This window comes from Streptomyces sp. NBC_01635 (assembly GCF_045209715.1).
In the GTDB taxonomy this organism is placed as follows: domain Bacteria; phylum Actinomycetota; class Actinomycetes; order Streptomycetales; family Streptomycetaceae; genus Streptomyces; species Streptomyces hirsutus.
In genome coordinates this window covers 6,033,758-6,052,124 of record NZ_CP109277.1, presented here as the reverse complement: position 1 = coordinate 6,052,124, position 18,367 = coordinate 6,033,758, and the positions used below count along the sequence as shown (strand labels likewise).

The following is an 18,367-nucleotide window of genomic DNA, read 5'->3' as shown; positions in this document are numbered from 1 at the left end:
CTCGGGAAGCCGCGGCAAGCGATCCGCCCGGTCAGGAGGCCGTGCACGTCGGCAGGTCGGCGGGGTCACCGGAGCCGAGGTCCTTCAGGGCGCCGAGGGCGTCGTGGATGGTGTCCACCTTGATGAGCGTGAGGCCCTCGGGGGCGTCAGCGGCGGCGGCCTCGCAGTTGTCGGCGGGCGTGAGGAAGTACTCGGCGCCCTTGGCACGCGCGCCGACCGTCTTCATCTCGATCCCGCCGATCGGCCCGACCTTGCCGGCGTCGTCGATGGTGCCGGTGCCGGCGACGAACTCGCCGCCGGTCAGGCTGCCCGGGGTGAGCTTGTCGTAGATGCCGAGCGCGAACATCAGACCGGCGCTCGGCCCGCCGACGTCGGCGAGCTCGATGTCGATGGTGAACGGGAAGGTGTGGTCGGTTCCGGCGGCGATCCCGACGACGGCGCGTTCGTCCCCGGCGTCGTCGGAGGCCGTGGTGGTGATCGTGATCTTCTCGGTCCGCTTCGGTGTCCGGTTCTCCTTCTCGGCGGCGGCCTGCTCCTTGGCGGGCACGATCGTGAAGTCGACGTCCTCGCCGGGCTTGTGCTTGGTCACCAGCTCGGCGACGTCGGCCGGCTCGCGCACCACGCTGCCGTCGACGCTCTTGATCACGTCACCGGCGTGCAGCTTGCCCTCGGCGGGCGAGTCCTTGACGACCGTGGAGACGATCACCCAGGACTTCACCGGGACGTCGAGCTCCTTCAGGGCCGCAACCTTGGCGCTCTCCTGGGACTGGCTGAACTCCTCGGCGTTCTCCTGCGTGGACTGCTCCTCCGTCTTGCCGTCGGGGTAGAGCGTGTCGTGCGGCACGACCTTGTTGTCGTGCGCGAGCCATCCGTAGACGGCCTCGACCAGGTTCATCCGGTAGTCGGCGCTCGTGACCCGCACCGTGGTCATGTTGAGGTGGCCGTCGGTCGGATAGGTCTTGCGCCCGTCGATCCGCAGCACCGGCTCGCCGTCGTGGTCGCCCAGGGTGTTCACCGTCGGCCCCGGGGACATCTCCGCGTACGGCACGGGGAGGAACACACCCGCGCACAGAAGCACGATCAGCATGAGGGTAGAAGCGAGCATCGTCGCGGTGCGGCGTGGCATGCACCGACAGTACGGGACGGGCCTGTCAGCGCACTGTCAGGGCCGCCCGTCCGGGCAGCCCTGGCCTTGTCCTACGCCGGTGACCTGCTGTTTCCGGCCCTAGGGCCGGAGCTCTTCCTCCGACGGCCGGGACCTCTCCATGGCCTCGCGGAAGCGGGCGTAACCGATGAGCTCGGGGCCGTCGCTCCGCACCCGGCGAGTCCGGCTGGCCCAACTGCCCCACAGTCCCGCGCCGACCGCGGCCACAAACGGAATCAGCAACCAGGCAAGTGCCGCCATGCCGACCTCCCATCCCCATGAGCGTCCGCGACTGACTGATCAGCAGATTAACCATCCGCAGTGACAACGCTCATACCCGGGGTGCGGTTATGCAAGCGGAGTGGAGCGGGAACAGAGATTCGAGAACGGGAGCGGTGGACCGGTTCCGAGGCGTCCGGCCGGCGGCCCGCCCTCCGCCGGTGACGCCGCTACGCGCCGACCCGCCCTCCCGCCGCCCGACCACCACCCCCCGACGACGCCGCTACGCGCCGACCCGCCCTCCCGCCGCCCGACCACCACCCCCCGACGACGTCGCTACGCGCCGACCCACTCTTCTGTACCGTCGGAGAACTTCTGGTGCTTCCAGATGGGCACCTCGTGCTTGAGGTCGTCGATCAGCTTCCGGCAGGCCTCGAAGGCCTCGCCCCGGTGCGCGCACGACACACCGACGACGACGGCGAGATCCCCGACCTCGAGGTCCCCCACCCGGTGCACGGCCGCCAGCGCCCGTACGGGGTACTCGGCGACGATCTTCTCGGCGATCCGCCGCATCTCGTCCTCGGCACTCGGGTGACACGAATAGCCCAGTTCGTCGACGTCGGTCCCGTCGTCATGATTGCGCACGGTCCCCACGAACAGTGCCGTCCCGCCGGCCGCGTCGTCGCCGACGGCCCGGAAGATCTCGTCCACGGACAGCAGCGCGTCCCGGATCGCGATCAGCTTGATCGGGTCCTGCGCGGCCTGCTCACCGGGGTGATCGTTCGTGGATGCCATGTCCTCCATCGTGCCCCACGGCCCGGCAGTGCGGAAGCGCCCTCGGGCACTCCGCGGCGCCCCGTCGCCGAGGGGTCCGCCCCTCCTCAGATCCGCCGCCGGGCCTTCCGCGCCCGCCGCACCACCGCGGCCGCGCCCAGCAGGGCCACGGTCGCTCCCGCGGCGCCCGCCGCCGTCGCGTCCTTGCGTCCGAGCCGCCGCCCGACGACCGTGTGCCGGCCGGCGACCTCCTCCAGGAGTTCGGCCAGCACCTGCTCGTTGGTGTAGGCGGGCCGCCACCCGGCGTCGTGCAGCCGGCTCCCGCTGACCACCCAGGGGTGCATCGTGTACGCCAGGTCCCCGGCCGGGGACGGGGTGAGTCCGATCCGGTGCAGCCGGGCCGCCGCGCCCAGCGCGACCGCCGACGGCAGCTCCATCCGCCGGATCCCGCTGAGCTCCTCGACCTCCTCCTGCTCCAGCCATCCGTCGCACCCGACGGCCAGCTCACCCTCGACTTCTTCCCGGACGGCGTACTCCAGGGCGCTGCACAGATCGTCGACGTGGCAGAACTGCCACGCGGGCCGTGATCCGGCCACCACGAGCAGCCTGGGCGACTCGAAGTACCTGGTCAGCGCGGTGTCGGTGCCGCCGACGAGCACAGCGGGCCGTACCACCGTGACGTTGAGCCCGGGGTGCGCGCGGGGTGCCCTGCGCGCGAGCCGCTCGATCTCCAGGAGGTCGCCCACGCCGGTGGCCTCGGCGGTGGCCCGCAGCTCCGCGTCCTCGGACAGCGGCAGCTCGTTGTCCGGGAGCGCTCCGTAGACCATCGTCGAGGTGCACAGCACGACCCGGTGCACTCCGACCGCCGCGGCGGCGGTCAGTACGGTCTGCGTCCCGCGGACGTTGTAGGCCGTCCGGGCGGCGGCGTCGCTCTCCAGGTCGAGGTCGAGCGCCAGGTGCACCACGACGTCCGCTCCGCGCAGTCGTTCCGCGATGGCCGGGTCCCGTACGTCCAGAATGTGCCACTGTGCCTCGGCACAGTCCCCGCGGCGCTCGTCGATGGCGATGACCTGCTTGATCTCCTCCGAGGCGGCGAGCCGCTCGGTGAGCAGCGCACCGACCCCGGAGGCGGCGCCGGTGACCGCGACGACGGGCCCCCGCGCGGGCGAGGAGCGGGTTGACCGGTTTCGCGCTGCGCGAACCTGTGGATCTGGGGAACTCACCGGGCGTCTCCAGCGGTTGTCTTCAGTACGAGCGCATGCGAAGCATGTGTACCAGGTGGCATCCATCCTGCCGCAGGCCTTCTGTCGGCGAAGCATCGAGGCTCGAACCGCCTCAGGTGTCTACGCTGGGTGGTGTTGTCGGGCAGCCGTGCCGCCGGAAAGAACCGGTGGCCCTATCAGCCGAGGAATCCCGTGAGTGACACCCCATTCGGATTCGGCCTTCCGCCGGAGGAGCCGGACGACGGCGACGAGGGCAAGAAGAAGGACCAGCAGAGCGGTGGTGGTCAGGACCCGGCCAACCCGTTCGGTTTCGGCATGTCCGGAGCCGGCGGCTTCGGCGCTCCCGGCGCGGACAATCCGTTCGCCGCGATGTTCGGTTCCCTGAACCCCAACGACCTGGGCGCCGCGTTCCAGCAGCTCGGCCAGATGCTCTCCTACGAGGGCGGCCCGGTGAACTGGGACATGGCCAAGCAGATCGCCCGCCAGACGGTGTCCCAGGGCACCGCCGACGGCACGAAGGACGCGAGCGTCGGCCCCGCCGAGCGCAGGGCCGTCGACGAGGCCGTCCGGCTGGCCGACCTGTGGCTGGACGACGCCACCTCGCTGCCGTCCGGTGCGGCCTCCTCGGTGGCCTGGAGCCGCGCGGAGTGGGTCGAGGCGACACTGCCAGCGTGGCGGGAGCTCGTGGATCCGGTCGCCGAGCGCGTCGGCACCGCGATGGGCGACGTGCTGCCGGAGGAGATGCAGGCCATGGCGGGCCCGCTGATCGGCATGATGCGCTCGATGGGCGGTGCCATGTTCGGTACGCAGATCGGGCAGGCGGTCGGCGTGCTGGCCGGTGAGGTCGTCGGCTCCACCGACATCGGCCTGCCGCTCGGGCCGGTGGGCAAGGCCGCGCTGCTGCCGGTGAACATCGCGGCGTTCGGCAAGGACCTGGGCGTCTCCCAGGAGGAGGTGCGGCTGTACCTCGCCCTGCGTGAGGCCGCCCATCAGCGCCTGTTCGCGCATGTGCCGTGGCTGCGCTCGCACCTGTTCGGTGCCGTCGACGGCTATGCGCGCGGGATCAAGGTCGACACCGCCAAGCTGGAGGACGTGGTCGGCCAGTTCGATCCGCAGAACCCGGAGCAGCTCCAGGAAGCTCTTCAGCAGGGCATGTTCCAGCCGGAGGACACCCCGGAGCAGAAGACGGCACTGGCCCGCCTCGAGACGGCACTGGCTCTCGTCGAGGGCTGGGTGGACGCCGTGGTGCACGCGGCGGCGAAGCCCCGCCTGTCGTCGGCGGACGCGCTGCGCGAGACGCTGCGCCGCCGCCGCGCCTCGGGCGGCCCCGCGGAGCAGACGTTCGCCACACTGATCGGCCTGGAGCTGCGCCCGCGCCGGCTGCGCGACGCCTCGCGGCTGTGGGCCTCGCTCACGGACGCGCGCGGCGTCGACGGGCGGGACGCCCTGTGGGCCCACCCGGACATGCTGCCGACGGCCACCGATCTGGACGACCCGGACGGCTTCGTGCACCGCGAGCAGATCGACTTCTCCGAGCTGGACAAGATGCTCGGCGAGGCGGCGGGCAAGCACGACCTCGGCAAGCGGGGCAAGGACGAGGACGCCGCCGGGGACGGCGGCGAGGGAAGGAACGACGGCGGCGAGGACGACGACCGCAAGGGTGACGGCGCCGAGTGAGTCTGTACGACGACGCGGTTCTCGTACTCAAGGGGTACGAGGACCAGCCGGAGCTGCGCCAGGCCTACCTGGACCACCTCGCCGCGCATCCGGACGGCATGGGGAAGGCCTGCCACGCGGGCCATCTCACCGCCAGCGCCCTGGTGGTCGACCCCGGACGCGGCCGGGTGCTGCTGACCCTGCACCGGAAGCTGCGGATGTGGCTGCAGATGGGCGGGCACTGCGAGCCCGGCGACCCGTCGCTGACGGCGGCGGCTCTGCGGGAGGCCACCGAGGAGTCGGGCATCACGGGGCTGACCCTCCTGGCGGGCGGGCCGGTGCGCCTGGACCGGCATGCGATCCCGGCACCCTGTCACTGGCACTTCGACGTCCAGTACGCGGCCGTGGCCGCTCCCGATGCCGTGCACGCCATCAGCGACGAGTCGCTCGACCTGCGCTGGTTCCCGTACGACGAGGTGGCGGGGGTGGCGGACGCCTCGGTCGTCCGTCTGCTGGAGGCGACCCTGACACGGCTGGGCACCTGATCTGCGGGAGTGACCGGCCGGCACCCGGCTGTTCCACGGATACGGGAAGCAGCCCGGCACCCGGCTGCTGTGCGGATACGGGTGAGGGGCGACCGCTCGGCGGTCGCCCCTCACCCGTCGTGTCTTCCGGACGCCGCTCAGCTCCAGACGTTGCCCTGGTTCTGTCCGCGGGCGCCCTGCTGTCCCATGCCGTACTGCGCGGCGACGCCGGAACCGATCTGGGCGTTCTGCGGCGGCAGCAGCTCGCTGGGCTGAACGAGTGCGAAACCGCTGCCCATGAAGCTGAGCTCCCAGCCCTCGCCGGTGTTGCCGCGGCGCCGCCACACCCCGGAGGAGTGCGTCTGGGCCTGCAGCTGCACGCGCAGCCCCGTGGACCAGGCGACGATCGCGTCGGCGTCGCAGTTGGCGTACTTGTCCGGCGTCACCTGCATCAGCAACGGCATACCCGAGGTCATCAGGGCGACCTTGCCCTGACCGGTGATGTTGAGCTGGTACTTTCCGGAGCCGGAGATGCCGTACAGGCTGTCGACGGCGATGACCTCGTGATGCAGCGAGGAGTCCATGGCGAGCACGTAGCTGCTGTCGACGGTCAGTCCCTCATGGTCCACGTCCATGACATGGATGTGCTGGGCGAGGTTGGCGAGGTAGACCGTGCCCTGTCCGTGGCAGCGCATCAGGTCCAGTCCCTCGCCGGTGCGCGAACGGCTGCGTGCCTGGCTGCGGCTCTGGTACTCGGCGTCGAACTCGACGAGTCCCTGGTAGGCGATCATGCTGCCCTTGCGGGCGAGGATGTCGTCGTGCCCTCCCAGAGCGACCCGGAGCATCTGCTTGTTCTGCAGGCTCCAGCGTTCCTGGGTCTGCTGGTCGTTGAAGGCGAAAAGCGGGCTCTGCATGGTGTGGTTGCTCCCCCTCAGCCCCGGACCCGGAGACGGTCGGTGCTGTCCTCACTGGGCTGGACGACGACGATGCCCTGACCGGAGAACGCCATCTGGTAGGCCTCGCCGCTGCCGCGGCCGATCAGAGACTGCGCCCGGAAGCTGCGCTTGCCCTTCACCTTCAGGTTCGGGGACCAGGCGACCAGGGCGTCCGGGTCGACGTACGTCTCGTCGTCACCGCCGCCGCAGTCGACGACGATCGGCGTGCCCCGGGAGGTCAGCGCGACCCAGCCCTGCCCGGAGATCTTGGTGTTCCACAAACCCTGACCGGCGAACTTCGCCAGGCCCTTCACCCGCTCCACGCCCCAGGTCAGGCCGGCGTCGAAGGCGAGCAGGTTGGTGGCGTTGACGGAGATGCCGTCGCCGTTGAGGTTGAGCACGACGACGTTCGCCCCGTAGTCGGCGAGGTAGAGCAGTCCGTCGCCGGAGCACTTCATCAGCGGGGCGCCCTCCCCGGTGGCCCAGTCCCGGGCGATCTGGCGCACGGCCGACGGGTTGGGCTCGTACTGGATGAATCCTTCGTAGGCGATCATCGACCCGACGCGCGCGAGGAGGTCGTTCCCGGTCTGCATGGCGACCTTGAGCATGTGATCGCCGTGGTTCTCCATGCGCGCGGTGACCGGTGCGGGGGCGTAGCCCGCGAGTGGCTGGTTCATGACGGGCTCCCTCAGATCTCGTACGGCTGGACGACGATGAAGTTGCCGGGCGCGCCCCGGAACTGGAGGTTGACGCTCTCCCCGGTGTCGCCGGGGTAGGAGTTGCGGCGCATCCGCACCTGGCTGGAGACGATCACCTGGGAGGCGGCCGACCAGGCGACCACGGCGTTGGCGTCGGCGAACGTGGTGGGGGTCACCGGCAGGACCACGGGCACCCCGTGCGTCTTGACGACGATGGTGCCGGTCCCCTGGAACTGCATCGTGAACAGCGCGCCGCCGGGGATGCCGTGTCCCTCGATGCGGCGGACCTCGTACTGGAGGCTCTCGTCGAAGGCGAGGACGCTCTCGGCGGAGACACACACGGCGTCTCCCTGGAGCTCGATCGGGTGCAGCATCGTGGCGTTCTCGGCGAAGAACACCTGGCCCTGGCCCGTGCAGCGCATCAGCTGCATCTCCTGGCCGGTCGCGTTGCCGACGATCCGGCCGCTGAACCCGGCGCCCTTGTAACTGAAGTCGACCTTGCCCTGGTAGAGCACCATGCTGCCCTGACGGGCCAGCACCGGCTGTCCGCCCATGCCCAGGTCGGCGCGGACCAGCTTCGGGTTCTGCTGGGTCCAGCGCTGCCCGGTGGGCGTCTCCTTGAACATCTGGAGCGCGCCGAGCACACCCGGAGTCTGCGGCGCTCCCTGGGGCGCGCCCTGCGGTGCCCCGTAAGAGGCCTGCTGACCCGGCATCTGCCCCGGAGGCATCTGTCCGGGAGGCATCTGTCCGGGAGGCGGCTGGCCGTAGCCCGGCGGGGGTGTCGGCTGACCGTAACCGGGCGGGGGTGTCGGCTGACCGTAACCGGGCGGGGGTGTCGGCTGACCGTAACCGGGCGGGGGTGTCGGCTGACCGTAACCAGGCGGCGGGGCGGGAGCCTGCGGTACGTGCGGTGCGTGCGGCTGCGCGCCGTAGCCCGGGGGCGGCGGGGCGCTCGGGGCGGGCGGCTGCTGACCGGGCCGGCCGAAGGCGGGTGCCGGGGAAGGCGGCGGCACCGGGGAACCGCCGGGCGGAGTGTTCAGGGGCGCGACGATCGTCGGCGCGGCGTGCACCGACGGCGCGGGAGCCGGCGGGGTCGCGCCGAGGGGAAGGGCGAACCCCTGCGCGGCGGGCTGAGGCGCCGGTGCGGGAGCAGGGGCCGGTGCCGGGACGGGGGCGGGAACCTGCGCGGGGGTGCCGGGAACACCGAACGCGGGCGGGGCGAAGCCCGGGACAGCGCCTCCCGGCTGCGGCTGCTGCGGGGCAGCGGGCTCCTCCTCGGCCACCTCGCCGCCGAAGTTCTTCAGCAGCGCTTCGAGACCGCCGTCGAAGCCCTGTCCGACAGCGGCGAACCGCCATACGTCCTTGAAGTAGAAGTCCCCCAGCATCACCGCCCGCTCGGTGGAGAACTCCGAGCCGCTGAAGGGATAGCGGGCCACTTCCTCGCCGCCCGCGACGATGCGGATGTATCCGGGACCGATCTGGGACATCTGCCCGGCGCCGTCGAGCGTCGCCGTGAAGGACAGCTTCTTGATCTGCTGCGGAATCCCGTCCAGCGTCACGCGGAAGGACTCGGTGTCTCCCGCCTGGGGGCCCAGCAGCTGAAGGGACTCCTCGGGGGACTTCGGCTGGTTGAAGAAGATGAAGTACCGGTCGTCCGAGAGCCGTTCGTCGGCATCGAGGCCGAAGCAGCTGATGTCGAAGGTGAGCCCGGGGCCGGAGATCTGCACGCCTACGTACAGATCCGTGCCCGCGGTGAGGTCACTGATCCTGGCCTTGTGGCCGCGTTGGAATTCCCTGGCCATGCGCACGACCGTCCCCCGTCCCGAATGTGAGTGCGTCGCGCCAGGCTAACCGCAAACTCGGACATCCGATGAAGCCGGTACAGACCCGGTACATAACGCGCGGGCGCCCCTGCGGACACCCACATCGGGCGGCGTTCACGCGTTGTGGGCCCCCGGCAGATGGGGCAGCCGCTCGGCCGCGACCACTCCTTCGAGGTAGCCCCGGGCCCGTTCCGTCTTCGGATACGCCTCCAGCAGACGCCAGAAGCCGGGCCCGTGTCCGGGCACGAGCAGGTGAGCCAGTTCGTGGCAGAGGACATAGTCGACGACGTACTCGGGCATGCCCTGCAGCCGGTGCGACAGGCGGATGCTGCCCTCGGACGGCGTGCACGAACCCCAGCGCGTGTTCTGGTTGGTCACCCAGCGTACGGAGTGGGGCCGGGCCCGCCCGTTGAAGTACTGGGCCGACAGCCGCTCGGCGCGCTCGGCCAGCTCGGTGTCCCCGAGCGCCCGTCTGCTCTCCTGGGCCGCCAGCTTGTCGAGCATGACGTTCACCCAGCGCTGCTCCTCCGCCTCGGACATCCGGGCGGGGATGAGCACCACCGTACGATCGCCCTCGCGGTACGCGGAGACCGTTCTGCGTCGGCGGGCGCTCCTGCGGACCTCGATCGCGCTCGCCCGTGAGCCGCTCGTCGGCTGACTCGTCGTGCTGCGCTGAGGAGGTGTGGCGCTGTGCAGTGGGTCGGCGGGCACGCCCCGACGTTACCCGCTGCACACGGGGAAGTCCCGGCTCCGGGACGCTTCGATACCGATCCCCCCGCCATGCGCCGGATTTATATGACGAATCACCTCGCCTGTGGACAACTTTCCGCAAGTCACTCCAGATCCGGGCATGCTGGCATCCGCCGACCGGCCCACGGGTGGGCGACGGTACTACGGCAGCCGTTCGAGCGGCAGCCGTTCAGGGAGATACGGGGACCTGACATGCATCCGATGGTGAAGCCGGCGCTCCGGCGCGGCTGGCGCGACCTCAACACCGTGCAGTTCGGGATGACACCCGCGCACGCGTTGACCCTGGGACCGATGGACACGGCGACGGGCAGCTTCCTCGATCTGCTCAACGGCACCTGTGGGCTCGATCGTCTGCGCGAAGAGGGCCTGCGGATGGATCTGCCCGACGGTCATGTCGACCGGCTCGTGGCCCGGCTGTCCCGGGCCGGGCTCCTCGACGACTCCCGGGGCGGCGGCCCGGCCGCCGACGCCCTGCGCGAGAAACGGGAGGTCCTCGACCGGCTGCGTCCGGATCTGGCCTCGCTGACCCTGACCACTTCCGCGCCGGGCGACGCGCTCGGACGGCTCGCGGCGCGCCGCGGAGCCCGGGTGCAGGTGAGGGGCGCGGGCCGGGTCGGCTCGATGCTGGCGGCGCTGCTGTCCGGGGCCGGGGTGGGTGAGGTCGACGTGCGCGACATCGGTCGGGTCGAGCCCTGGGACGTCGCGCCGGGCGGGCTGCCCCCGGAAGCCGTCGGCGACCGCAGGCACGAGGCGGCCCGCCGTGTGGTGCGCCGGGCCGCACCGGACCGGCCGCCGCGTCGGACCGCTCAGTCCTCTCCGGAGGAGGGCGCCCCCGGGTTCTCCCTGGTGATCGTCGCTCCGCGGGACGACGTCGCCGTGCACACCCCGGACCCGGCGGGGACCGAGCCTTTGATGGCCTCGGGGACACCCCACCTCTACGTGGGCGTGGTGGAGGCGACCGGCCTCGTCGGTCCGCTCGTCCTGCCCGGTGAGACAGGCTGCGCGGGCTGTCTCCAGGAAGACAGGACCGACCGGGATCCGACCTGGCCGCGTATGGTCGCCCAGTGGCGTTCCGGGCGGCAGCGCCGGGTGGGAGCCTGCGATCTGTCACTGGCCGCGACCGTGGCCGGACTGGCCGGTGCCCACGTGCTCGCCTTCCTGGACGGCCATGTTCCGTCCAGTGCCGGTGCCCGCTGGGAGGCTTCGCTCCCGGGTCTGCACTGGCATGCGCGGCCGGTCGGGGCGCATCCCGGGTGTCCGTGCGGAGCGGCGGATCAGAACGCGGCGGGAACGGAGTCGGAGCGGACCTCCGAACACGACCGGACGCACGAGACAATGACCCCGCACGGGCCGTCGAGGAAGGTGTGCCGTCAGGCGGACGCGGAGCGGCCGGCAGGGACTTGGAGGGCTCATGTCTGATCTTCCCCGGAAGGCGGTCACCAGGACCGCCAAACTGGCCGCGCTCCCGCTCGGTTTCGCCGGGCGGGCGACCTGGGGGCTCGGCAAGCGGATCGTGGGCGAGTCCGCCGAGATCGTCGGCCGCGAGGTGCAGCAGCGCACCGCGGAGCAGCTGTTCAAGGTGCTCGGAGAGCTCAAGGGCGGTGCGATGAAGTTCGGCCAGGCCCTGTCGGTCTTCGAGTCGGCCTTGCCGGAGGAGATCGCCGGACCCTACCGTGCGGCGCTGACGAAACTCCAGGAGGCGGCCCCGCCGATGCCGACCCGGACCGTGCACGCGGTGCTGGAGGAGCGGCTCGGCGAGGACTGGCCCGACCTGTTCCTGGAGTTCGAGGACAAGCCGTCCGCCGCGGCCTCGATCGGCCAGGTGCACCATGGGGTGTGGCACGACGGCCGTGAGGTGGCGGTCAAGGTGCAGTATCCGGGCGCCGGCAAGGCATTGCTGTCCGACCTGAACCAGTTGAGCCGGTTCGCCCGGCTACTGGGTCCGCTGGTTCCCGGAATGGACATCAAGCCGCTGATCGCGGAGCTCAAGGACCGGGTCGCGGAGGAGCTGGACTACGGTCTGGAGGCCCAGGCCCAGCGGGCCCACGCCGAGGAGTTCGCGGACGATCCCGATGTCGTCGTACCGGCGGTGGTCCACCAGTGCGAACAGGTGCTGGTCACCGAGTGGATGGACGGCGTACCGCTGTCGGAGATCATCTCGGACGGTACGGAGGAACAGCGGGACCGGGCAGGTCAGCTCCTCGCCCGTTTCCTGTTCTCCGGGCCGGCCCGCACCGGGCTGCTGCACGCCGACCCGCATCCGGGCAACTTCCGTCTGCTGCCCGGCGGCCCGGGCGGTGGGGACGACTGGCGTCTGGGTGTGCTGGACTTCGGCACGGTCGACCGGCTGCCGGGCGGACTGCCCGCTCCCATCGGCGAGGCACTGCGGATGACGCTGGACGGCGAGGCGGAGGCCGTCTACGAGATGCTGTGCGCGGAGGGGTTCATCAGGGAGACCGTCGAGCTGGATCCCGACGCGGTCCTCGCGTACCTCCTGCCGATCATCGAACCGGCGCAGATCGAGGCGTTCACGTTCACCCGTGGCTGGATGCGCGGCCAGGCCGCCCGCATCGGCGACCCCCGCTCCCCCGCCTACCAGCTGGCCAAGCAGCTCAACCTTCCCCCGGCGTATCTGCTGATCCACCGGGTGACCCTGAGCACGATCGGTGTGCTGTGCCAACTGGGCGGGACGGTACGGCTGCGCGACGAACTGCGGGAGTGGCTGCCGGGGTTCGTCCCGGAGGAAGCGGAAGCAGCGGCACCAGGAGAAGCAGGGCAAGCAGGGGAACTGGTGCCGAGGCAGGCGGTGGACGAGATCCTGGTGAAGGAGCCCGCGAAGGGGAAGTCCGCGGCGAGGAAGGCAGCGGAGGGGAAGCCTTCGGAGGCGGCCACCGGGGACGAGGCGGTCGAACCGGCCGAGGAGGCGTCGGCGGCGCAGGCGTGAGGGACACCGATCCGGACCGCGCCCACGGTCACCACCACTGTGCGTCCAGGCGGCCCTCGATCGCCCGCAGGTGCTCCAGGGAAGAGGCCCCGCAGGGGTGCCGACGGGCGCCGCTCCCCGCTGAAAGGGTCCGGGGCGGCAGCGGGCCCTCGGCCGTCGCACCGCAGCGGGCGCACCTCCGGTGCGTCTGTTCCGCGGCCGAGCGGCAGCCGCCGTCTCCGTCTCCGCCTGCGGAATGGCTCGTCACCGGGTGACGACCATGCCGTACCGGACGGCCCGCTCGGCGCAACGTACCGCGGGGGCCGGTCCGTTCGGCACGGACCGGCCCCCGCGGGGAGAGCCACGACGGGCTGGGGCGACTCGAAGGTCGAATCGACTCGATCGGTTGGATCGGTTGGATCGGTTGGATCGGTTACTGCATGACGGCCATGGCGAGTGCGCGGCGGGCACGCTGGGAGGCGCGCTCGGCGCGGCGCTGCATCCGGCGAGCGGTCATCAGGCGTGCCGCCCGACGCTCCTGCTCGGCCTCGTGCAGGCGCTCGTGCATATGCGCACGGGCCAGGGCTTCTGGAATGAGTTGCATCTCACGGGTCCTGTTCTGGCGCGAGTCGTTCGCACCACGGGTGGTGAAGTCTTCGGTCGCGGAGCCTGCGGGCTCGTCGGCGGTCGGCGTCATCGGGGCCTGCTTCTGGGGTTCGTGCGTGAGGGGGCGGTCGATCGTTCCTGGGGTGTTCATGCCGTGACCGGGTTCTTCCGCGGACGGCCACGCGGCCGCTTCCGGGCGACAACGACGCCCTGGACGAACAGCTCGCCGCCCCAGACGCCCCACGGCTCGCGCCGCTCCTTGGCGCCGGCGAGGCAGGCCTCCATCAGCGGGCAGGTGCGGCAGAGGGACTTGGCGTACTCGACGTCCGCCGGCGACTCGGCGAAGAAGACCTCCGGGTCGTAGGAACGGCAGGGGACGGGTACGCCGAGGTTCTCGATGGCGTCGTCGAGCGCGGTGAGCGCGGTGAGCGGAGTCAAGGTCGGGTCCTCCGTGGAGCCGGGCTTGGGGATCGTGTCGGAAGGCGGTACGGACGGGGCGTGCGCTTCGAGTTGCACGGTTCGTCTTCCTCGTCTGGTCGTTTCCGGCCGGTGGGCCGGGTGGCGGCTGGTACCGGGTTCTTGTCCTGCCCCGAGGCGCTTCGGTCCGTCGTCCCCGTTCGGGGACAAACAGAAGGGCCGCGGATCCCGGATGGGGTTCCGCGGCCCTGAAGGCGCCGGCCTGATCGAATCAGGCTGGATCACTCCAGGGTTCTGGCCCACGGAAGGCCCACATCAGGTGGTGCTGCGTCGTCTGCTCCCGGAATCCGGCACCGGCTGCCGCGAAGGCATAGGCCTTCGCCTGTGCCTCTACCGCTTCCAGTGCCTTGATCGGTCGCTCATCGCGCTCACGGACGACAAGGCCCGCAGGAGCAACGGAGGACGCCGGACGTGCGGCAGAGATGCCGGACAGACCGGTGCCCTGATTCGAGGCGCCGAGAATGCACAGGGAGACGGCCGAGCGATCGGTCATTTTCACGATGGAGCTGGTGTTGATGTTGATCACAGGACTCGCCTCCTCTCGGCGCATCGGGGGACCGGGGTCAGCCGGTCCGACGGATATGCAAGTACAACACGGAATCAGGGCCTCCGAGAAGGCCGCTGCTCTCGTGTCTAAGAACCTATGGGGATTCCCGGGGCATGCGCAAACTATTTTCCCGACGAGTTGGAATCAGTCCTGATCTTTGTCCTGCGCTCCGTCCCTGCGCAGATCGCCAGTACGTCGGCCCCGTAGCGGTCCAGCTTGCGCTTGCCCACGCCGGGGATGCGGGCGAGCCCCGGCGGGTCCTCGGGGACGGCCTCGGCGATGGCCATCAGCGTCTTGTCGGTGAAGACGCAGAAGGCGGGCTGACCACTGCGCCGCGCCTGCTCACCCCGCCAGTCGTGCAGTCGCTCGTAGACACCCTCGTCCATGTCGGAGGGGCAGTCCTCGCAGCGCATCAGCTTCATCTCGCCCGCGTCCGTCAGCGTGCGGCCGCAGACCCGGCAGCGGGCGGGGCTGCGCTGCCTGCGTCTCGGTTCCGGGGCCACGGAGACGGCGGTCGCCCTTCCGGGCACACCACGCTCCACACCTCCCATGGCTCCGCTGCCGCTGCCGGCCGCGCCGCCGCGGCCCGCCGGCGAGCCGGAACGCAGCCCGTCGAGGAAACGGCTGGGCCGGCGGTTGGCCCGCCCGCCGGGCGAGCGGGCGAGCGACCAGGAGACATGGAGACGCTCCCGGGCCCGGGTGACACCTACATAGAGGAGGCGGCGCTCCTCCTCGATCTGTTCGTCGGTCTTCGCGTAGGTGATCGGCATCATGCCCTCGGCGACACCGACCAGGAAGACCACGTCCCACTCCAGGCCCTTGGCCGAGTGCAGCGACGCGAGCGTGACGCCCTGCACGGTCGGGGCGTGCTGGGCGCCCGCCCGCTCGTCGAGTTCGGCGACGAGATCGGCGAGGGTGGCGTCCGGCTTCGCGGCGGCGAAGTCCTGGGCGAGGTTCGCCAGAGCGGCCAGGGACTCCCAGCGCTCCCGCACCGCCCCCGAACCCGCCGGCGGCTGCGCCGTCCAGCCTTCGCCCGACAACACGGCACGTACCTGGGAGGGCAGGTCCACCACGTCGTCGAGGAGGCTGTCGTTGCCGCCGAAGCGGGCCGCCGCGCGCAGGGCGCTGCCCGCCTTGCGCACCTCCGGGCGGTCGAAGAAGCGCTCGGCGCCCCGCAACTGGTACGGCACTCCGGCGTCCGCGAGGGCCTGCTCGTAGGTTTCGGACTGGGAGTTCGTGCGGAACAGCACGGCGATCTCACTGGCCCGGACACCGGCGCCGATCAGTTCGCCGATCCGGCGCGCGGCGCCCTCGGCCTCCGCGGGTTCGTCGGTGTACTCGATGAAGACGGGGTCGGGCCCCGGGCCGCGCTGGGAGACGAGTTCCAGCCGGTGATCGGCGGCCCGGCCGTGTGCCTGGGCGAGCAGCCCGTTGGCGAGGCGGACCACCTGAGGGGTCGAGCGGTAGTCACGGACCAGTTTCACCACGGTGGCACCGGGGTGCTTGGTACGGAAGTCGAGCAGGTGGTCGGGCGTTGCCCCCGTGAACGAGTAGATCGTCTGGCTGGCGTCCCCGACCACGCACAGGCTCTCCCGGTCGCCGAGCCAGAGCTCCAGCAGCCGCTGCTGGAGCGGGCTGACGTCCTGGTACTCGTCGACGACGAAGTGCTGGTACTGGGCCCGGACCTGTTCCGCGATGTCCTGGCGGTCCTGGAGCACGGCCACGGTGAGCAGCAGTACGTCCTCGAAGTCGATGACTCCCCGCTCCCGCTTGAGGTCCTCGTAGGCGGCGTAGAGCTGGGCGATCTCGGCGGGGTCCCGGGGTGCCTCACGCTCGGCCTTGGCGACGGCGGGCGGGTAGTCGGCGGGAACGGTCTGGGTGACCTTGGACCACTCGATCTCGGCGGTGACGTCCCGCAGCTCGCCCCGGTCGAGCCGGATGCGGCAGGCGGCGGCCGCGTCGGCGACGAGCTGGATCTTGCGGTCGACCAGCCGGGGCAGGGAGCCACCGACCGCTTTCGGCCAGAAGTACTGGAGCTGGCGGAGCGCCGCCGAGTGGAAGGTGCGGGCCTGGACCCCCGCGGCGCCGAGCTGGCGCAGCCGCCCGCGCATCTCCCCGGCGGCGCGGTTGGTGAAGGTGACGGCGAGCACGCTGGAGGGCTGGAGGATCCCAGCGCGTACCCCGTAGGCGATCCGGTGGGTGATCGCCCTGGTTTTGCCGGTACCGGCGCCCGCCAGCACGCACACCGGGCCGTGCAGGGCGGTGGCGACCTCGCGCTGCTCGGGGTCGAGCCCTTCGAGCACCGCGTCGGCCGAGTCCGGTACCCGCGGGAAGAGAGGGGAGTGCGTTGCTGCTGTCACACAGCCATGCTGCCAGGTCGCCGGAGACGGCTGAGCCGGTTGTCCACAGGCGCGCCTTCGCAGTCGTACCAATGCGACCGGCATCACGTCCTCGTGCGGCAGGCCTCGCGTCACGCAGGTGGGGCGGAGATCACGTCACGCGGGTGGGGCGGGCACGGCCCGGGGAATGGTGGCGCTTTCAAGTACGTTCCTCCTCAGCGAGGACTTCCCCGAGTCGCCGAAGGAGCGCGAGAGACATGCCGGGCACTGTGACGATGTACAGCACCACGTGGTGCGGATACTGCCGCCGTCTGAAGGGTCAGATGGACCGCGAGGGCATCGCGTACACCGAGATCAACATCGAGCACGACCCGGACTCCGCGGCCTTCGTGGAGAAGGCGAACGGCGGGAACCAGACAGTCCCCACCGTGCTTTTCCATGACGGTTCGACGCTCACCAACCCGTCGTTGGCGCAGGTGAAGCAGAAGATCGGCGTCTGAGCGAGCGGTTCACCCGGAGCGGGGTGGGCGTTCCTGACCGAGGGCCTGGTCAAGGCCTGGTCGTGGGACGCCCACCCCGCTCTTTCGCTGTACAGCGGGCACCGGGGGGGGCGAAAGGCGGTGCGGGCCGGGAGCGCCGCGGGCCGGAAGGCGGTACGGGTCAGAAGGCGGTACGGGTCAGAAGGCGCCGCGGGTCGGGAGGGGCTTGCCGTACCAGCGCTCGATCAGACGGGCCGCGATCGAGATGCCGTAGGGCGGGAGCATCTCGCCGGACTCGAAAGCGGCGCCCAGTTGGTCCCGGGAGAACCAGCGGGCCTCGTGGATCTCGTCGCCGTCGACCTCGATCTCGGTCGAGGTGGCGCGGGCGACGAAGCCCAGCATGAGGCTGGAGGGGAACGGCCAGGGCTGGCTGGCGACGTACTCGACCTCGCCGACGGTGATGCCGACCTCCTCGTGGACCTCGCGGCGCACCGACTGCTCGATGGACTCCCCCGGCTCGACGAAGCCGGCGAGCGTCGAGAAGCGGCCTTCGGGCCAGTGGACCTGGCGGCCGAGCAGGATGCGGTCCTGGTCGTCGATCACGGACATGATCACCGCGGGGTCGGTGCGCGGGTAGTGCTCGGCGCCACAGGCGGGGCAGCGGCGGATGTGGCCGGCCGCGGCGATGACGGTGCGCTCGCCGCAGCGGGAGCAGAAGCGGTGCAGCCGTTGCCAGTTCTCCAGGGCGACCGCGTGCACCATCAGGCCCGCGTCACGGGGTGACAGGAGCAGGCCCGCCTCGCGCAGGCCGGCCGGCCGGGCGGATTCGTCCATGCGGCCCGGCAGGGCGTCCTTCTGCAGGGCGAAGTAGCTGACGCCGTCCTCGTCGGTGCCCAGGAAATAGCGGTGTGCTTCGGTGAGCGGCGCCTCGAAGGAGGGCGTCATGACGAGTTCGGTGCGGCCGTCGGCCGTCTCGTCGATGAGAACCTGGCCGCCGGAGACCACGAAGCAGCGCGTCGAAGGGTGGCTCCAGGCCGCCGCGAGCCATGCTTCGTCGAGCCGGTGGTGGGCGGCGCGGTTGATGCCGCTCGGGGCGGTGAGCGAGACGGGGCGGTCGGCGGTGTGGTCGGTCCAGGTGGTCACGGGTGCTTCCAACTCCCCCGGTGAAACGGATGGGATCGGCGGTCGGTTCGGCGGGTCGTACGGGCGGGAGACGACCTGGCCCGGCGGCGCGCGCGGCGGCGGGGCGC

At 71.1% G+C, this 18,367-nt stretch carries 18 protein-coding genes; 5 read left to right on the top strand and 13 right to left on the bottom strand.

The genetic code is table 11. The features are described 5' to 3' along the window. Window positions 1–31 precede the first annotated feature (31 nt). The 4 genes from OHB56_RS28215 to OHB56_RS28200 all read right to left on the bottom strand — a co-directional run bounded on the left by OHB56_RS28215 (window position 32) and on the right by OHB56_RS28200 (window position 3,360). Window positions 32–1,126, bottom strand: a complete 1,095-nt coding sequence (locus OHB56_RS28215) for a PDZ domain-containing protein (RefSeq protein WP_326754663.1) — start codon at window positions 1,124–1,126, stop codon at window positions 32–34. Window positions 1,127–1,225: 99 nt separating this feature from the next. Further along, on the bottom strand, window positions 1,226–1,405 hold the full coding sequence (locus OHB56_RS28210) for a hypothetical protein (protein WP_055595654.1): 180 nt from the start codon (window positions 1,403–1,405) through the stop codon (window positions 1,226–1,228). Window positions 1,406–1,699: 294 nt separating this feature from the next. Then, entirely contained in the window at window positions 1,700–2,158 is a 459-nt protein-coding gene (locus OHB56_RS28205; protein ID WP_406356360.1) for a molybdenum cofactor biosynthesis protein MoaE, read from the bottom strand. A gap of 86 nt (window positions 2,159–2,244) precedes the next feature. Then, window positions 2,245–3,360 carry an SDR family oxidoreductase gene (locus OHB56_RS28200; protein ID WP_326754661.1) on the bottom strand — a complete coding sequence of 372 codons (1,116 nt, stop codon included), beginning with the start codon at window positions 3,358–3,360 and terminating at the stop codon, window positions 2,245–2,247. 192 nt (window positions 3,361–3,552) lie between these two features. Between OHB56_RS28200 and OHB56_RS28195 the strand changes: the two genes are divergently transcribed. Beyond that, window positions 3,553–5,037, top strand: coding sequence for a zinc-dependent metalloprotease (locus tag OHB56_RS28195; RefSeq protein WP_326754660.1), 1,485 nt, complete (start codon window positions 3,553–3,555; stop codon window positions 5,035–5,037). Further along, window positions 5,034–5,561, top strand: coding sequence for an NUDIX hydrolase (locus OHB56_RS28190; protein WP_326754659.1), 528 nt, complete (start codon window positions 5,034–5,036; stop codon window positions 5,559–5,561). The genes OHB56_RS28195 and OHB56_RS28190 overlap by 4 nt, the downstream gene beginning before the upstream one ends. Window positions 5,562–5,698: 137 nt before the next feature. Here OHB56_RS28190 and OHB56_RS28185 read toward each other — a convergent pair whose 3' ends face one another. The 4 genes from OHB56_RS28185 to OHB56_RS28170 all read right to left on the bottom strand — a co-directional run bounded on the left by OHB56_RS28185 (window position 5,699) and on the right by OHB56_RS28170 (window position 9,707). Further along, window positions 5,699–6,454 carry an AIM24 family protein gene (locus tag OHB56_RS28185; RefSeq protein WP_326754658.1) on the bottom strand — a complete coding sequence of 252 codons (756 nt, stop codon included), beginning with the start codon at window positions 6,452–6,454 and terminating at the stop codon, window positions 5,699–5,701. 17 nt (window positions 6,455–6,471) lie between these two features. After that, the gene (locus tag OHB56_RS28180; RefSeq protein WP_406356357.1) at window positions 6,472–7,152 is read right to left on the bottom strand and encodes an AIM24 family protein; all 681 of its coding nucleotides are present in this window, start codon (window positions 7,150–7,152) and stop codon (window positions 6,472–6,474) included. An 11-nt stretch (window positions 7,153–7,163) separates the two neighbouring features. Continuing rightward, window positions 7,164–8,975: a TerD family protein gene (locus tag OHB56_RS28175; protein ID WP_406356355.1), complete on the bottom strand. Its 1,812-nt coding sequence runs from the start codon at window positions 8,973–8,975 to the stop codon at window positions 7,164–7,166. A gap of 135 nt (window positions 8,976–9,110) precedes the next feature. Further along, window positions 9,111–9,707, bottom strand: coding sequence for a M48 family metallopeptidase (locus OHB56_RS28170; RefSeq protein ID WP_326754655.1), 597 nt, complete (start codon window positions 9,705–9,707; stop codon window positions 9,111–9,113). Between the two features lie 231 nt (window positions 9,708–9,938). Here OHB56_RS28170 and OHB56_RS28165 point away from each other — a divergent pair, with 231 nt between their 5' ends. Both OHB56_RS28165 and OHB56_RS28160 read left to right on the top strand, forming a co-directional pair. Beyond that, complete coding sequence (locus OHB56_RS28165; protein WP_406356352.1) at window positions 9,939–11,165, top strand: ThiF family adenylyltransferase; 1,227 nt, start codon at window positions 9,939–9,941, stop codon at window positions 11,163–11,165. Next, the gene (locus OHB56_RS28160) at window positions 11,158–12,690 is read left to right on the top strand and encodes an ABC1 kinase family protein (protein WP_406356351.1); all 1,533 of its coding nucleotides are present in this window, start codon (window positions 11,158–11,160) and stop codon (window positions 12,688–12,690) included. The genes OHB56_RS28165 and OHB56_RS28160 overlap by 8 nt, the downstream gene beginning before the upstream one ends. 412 nt (window positions 12,691–13,102) lie before the next feature. Here OHB56_RS28160 and OHB56_RS28155 read toward each other — a convergent pair whose 3' ends face one another. The 4 genes from OHB56_RS28155 to OHB56_RS28140 all read right to left on the bottom strand — a co-directional run bounded on the left by OHB56_RS28155 (window position 13,103) and on the right by OHB56_RS28140 (window position 16,659). After that, on the bottom strand, window positions 13,103–13,426 hold the full coding sequence (locus tag OHB56_RS28155; RefSeq protein WP_326754652.1) for a hypothetical protein: 324 nt from the start codon (window positions 13,424–13,426) through the stop codon (window positions 13,103–13,105). Next, window positions 13,423–13,791 carry a WhiB family transcriptional regulator gene (locus OHB56_RS28150; RefSeq protein ID WP_055573144.1) on the bottom strand — a complete coding sequence of 123 codons (369 nt, stop codon included), beginning with the start codon at window positions 13,789–13,791 and terminating at the stop codon, window positions 13,423–13,425. The genes OHB56_RS28155 and OHB56_RS28150 overlap by 4 nt, the downstream gene beginning before the upstream one ends. 172 nt (window positions 13,792–13,963) lie before the next feature. Further along, window positions 13,964–14,278: a hypothetical protein gene (locus OHB56_RS28145; RefSeq protein WP_326754651.1), complete on the bottom strand. Its 315-nt coding sequence runs from the start codon at window positions 14,276–14,278 to the stop codon at window positions 13,964–13,966. A gap of 143 nt (window positions 14,279–14,421) precedes the next feature. After that, a complete protein-coding gene (locus tag OHB56_RS28140; protein ID WP_406356349.1) occupies window positions 14,422–16,659 on the bottom strand; it encodes an ATP-dependent DNA helicase UvrD2 in 2,238 nt (745 codons plus the stop codon). A gap of 236 nt (window positions 16,660–16,895) precedes the next feature. Between OHB56_RS28140 and OHB56_RS28135 the strand changes: the two genes are divergently transcribed. Beyond that, window positions 16,896–17,138, top strand: a complete 243-nt coding sequence (locus tag OHB56_RS28135; protein ID WP_326754649.1) for a mycoredoxin — start codon at window positions 16,896–16,898, stop codon at window positions 17,136–17,138. A gap of 177 nt (window positions 17,139–17,315) precedes the next feature. On the opposite strand, the gene nudC is transcribed toward OHB56_RS28135, so the two are convergent. Then, window positions 17,316–18,272 (bottom strand): NAD(+) diphosphatase, encoded by a 957-nt coding sequence (nudC, locus tag OHB56_RS28130; RefSeq protein WP_326754648.1) that lies wholly within the window; start codon window positions 18,270–18,272, stop codon window positions 17,316–17,318. Window positions 18,273–18,367: the final 95 nt, after the last annotated feature.

Excerpts from the sequence above, each read along its gene's own strand:
- OHB56_RS28215 (WP_326754663.1), bottom strand. The coding sequence starts at position 1,126 with ATGCCACGCCGCACCGCGACGATGCTCGCTTCTACCCTCATGCTGATC.
- OHB56_RS28210 (WP_055595654.1), bottom strand. The coding sequence starts at position 1,405 with ATGGCGGCACTTGCCTGGTTGCTGATTCCGTTTGTGGCCGCGGTCGGC.
- OHB56_RS28205 (WP_406356360.1), bottom strand. The coding sequence starts at position 2,158 with ATGGCATCCACGAACGATCACCCCGGTGAGCAGGCCGCGCAGGACCCG.
- OHB56_RS28185 (WP_326754658.1), bottom strand. The coding sequence starts at position 6,454 with ATGCAGAGCCCGCTTTTCGCCTTCAACGACCAGCAGACCCAGGAACGC.
- OHB56_RS28180 (WP_406356357.1), bottom strand. The coding sequence starts at position 7,152 with ATGAACCAGCCACTCGCGGGCTACGCCCCCGCACCGGTCACCGCGCGC.
- OHB56_RS28175 (WP_406356355.1), bottom strand. The coding sequence starts at position 8,975 with ATGGCCAGGGAATTCCAACGCGGCCACAAGGCCAGGATCAGTGACCTC.
- OHB56_RS28165 (WP_406356352.1), top strand. The coding sequence starts at position 9,939 with ATGCATCCGATGGTGAAGCCGGCGCTCCGGCGCGGCTGGCGCGACCTC.
- OHB56_RS28160 (WP_406356351.1), top strand. The coding sequence starts at position 11,158 with ATGTCTGATCTTCCCCGGAAGGCGGTCACCAGGACCGCCAAACTGGCC.
- OHB56_RS28155 (WP_326754652.1), bottom strand. The coding sequence starts at position 13,426 with ATGAACACCCCAGGAACGATCGACCGCCCCCTCACGCACGAACCCCAG.
- OHB56_RS28135 (WP_326754649.1), top strand. The coding sequence starts at position 16,896 with ATGCCGGGCACTGTGACGATGTACAGCACCACGTGGTGCGGATACTGC.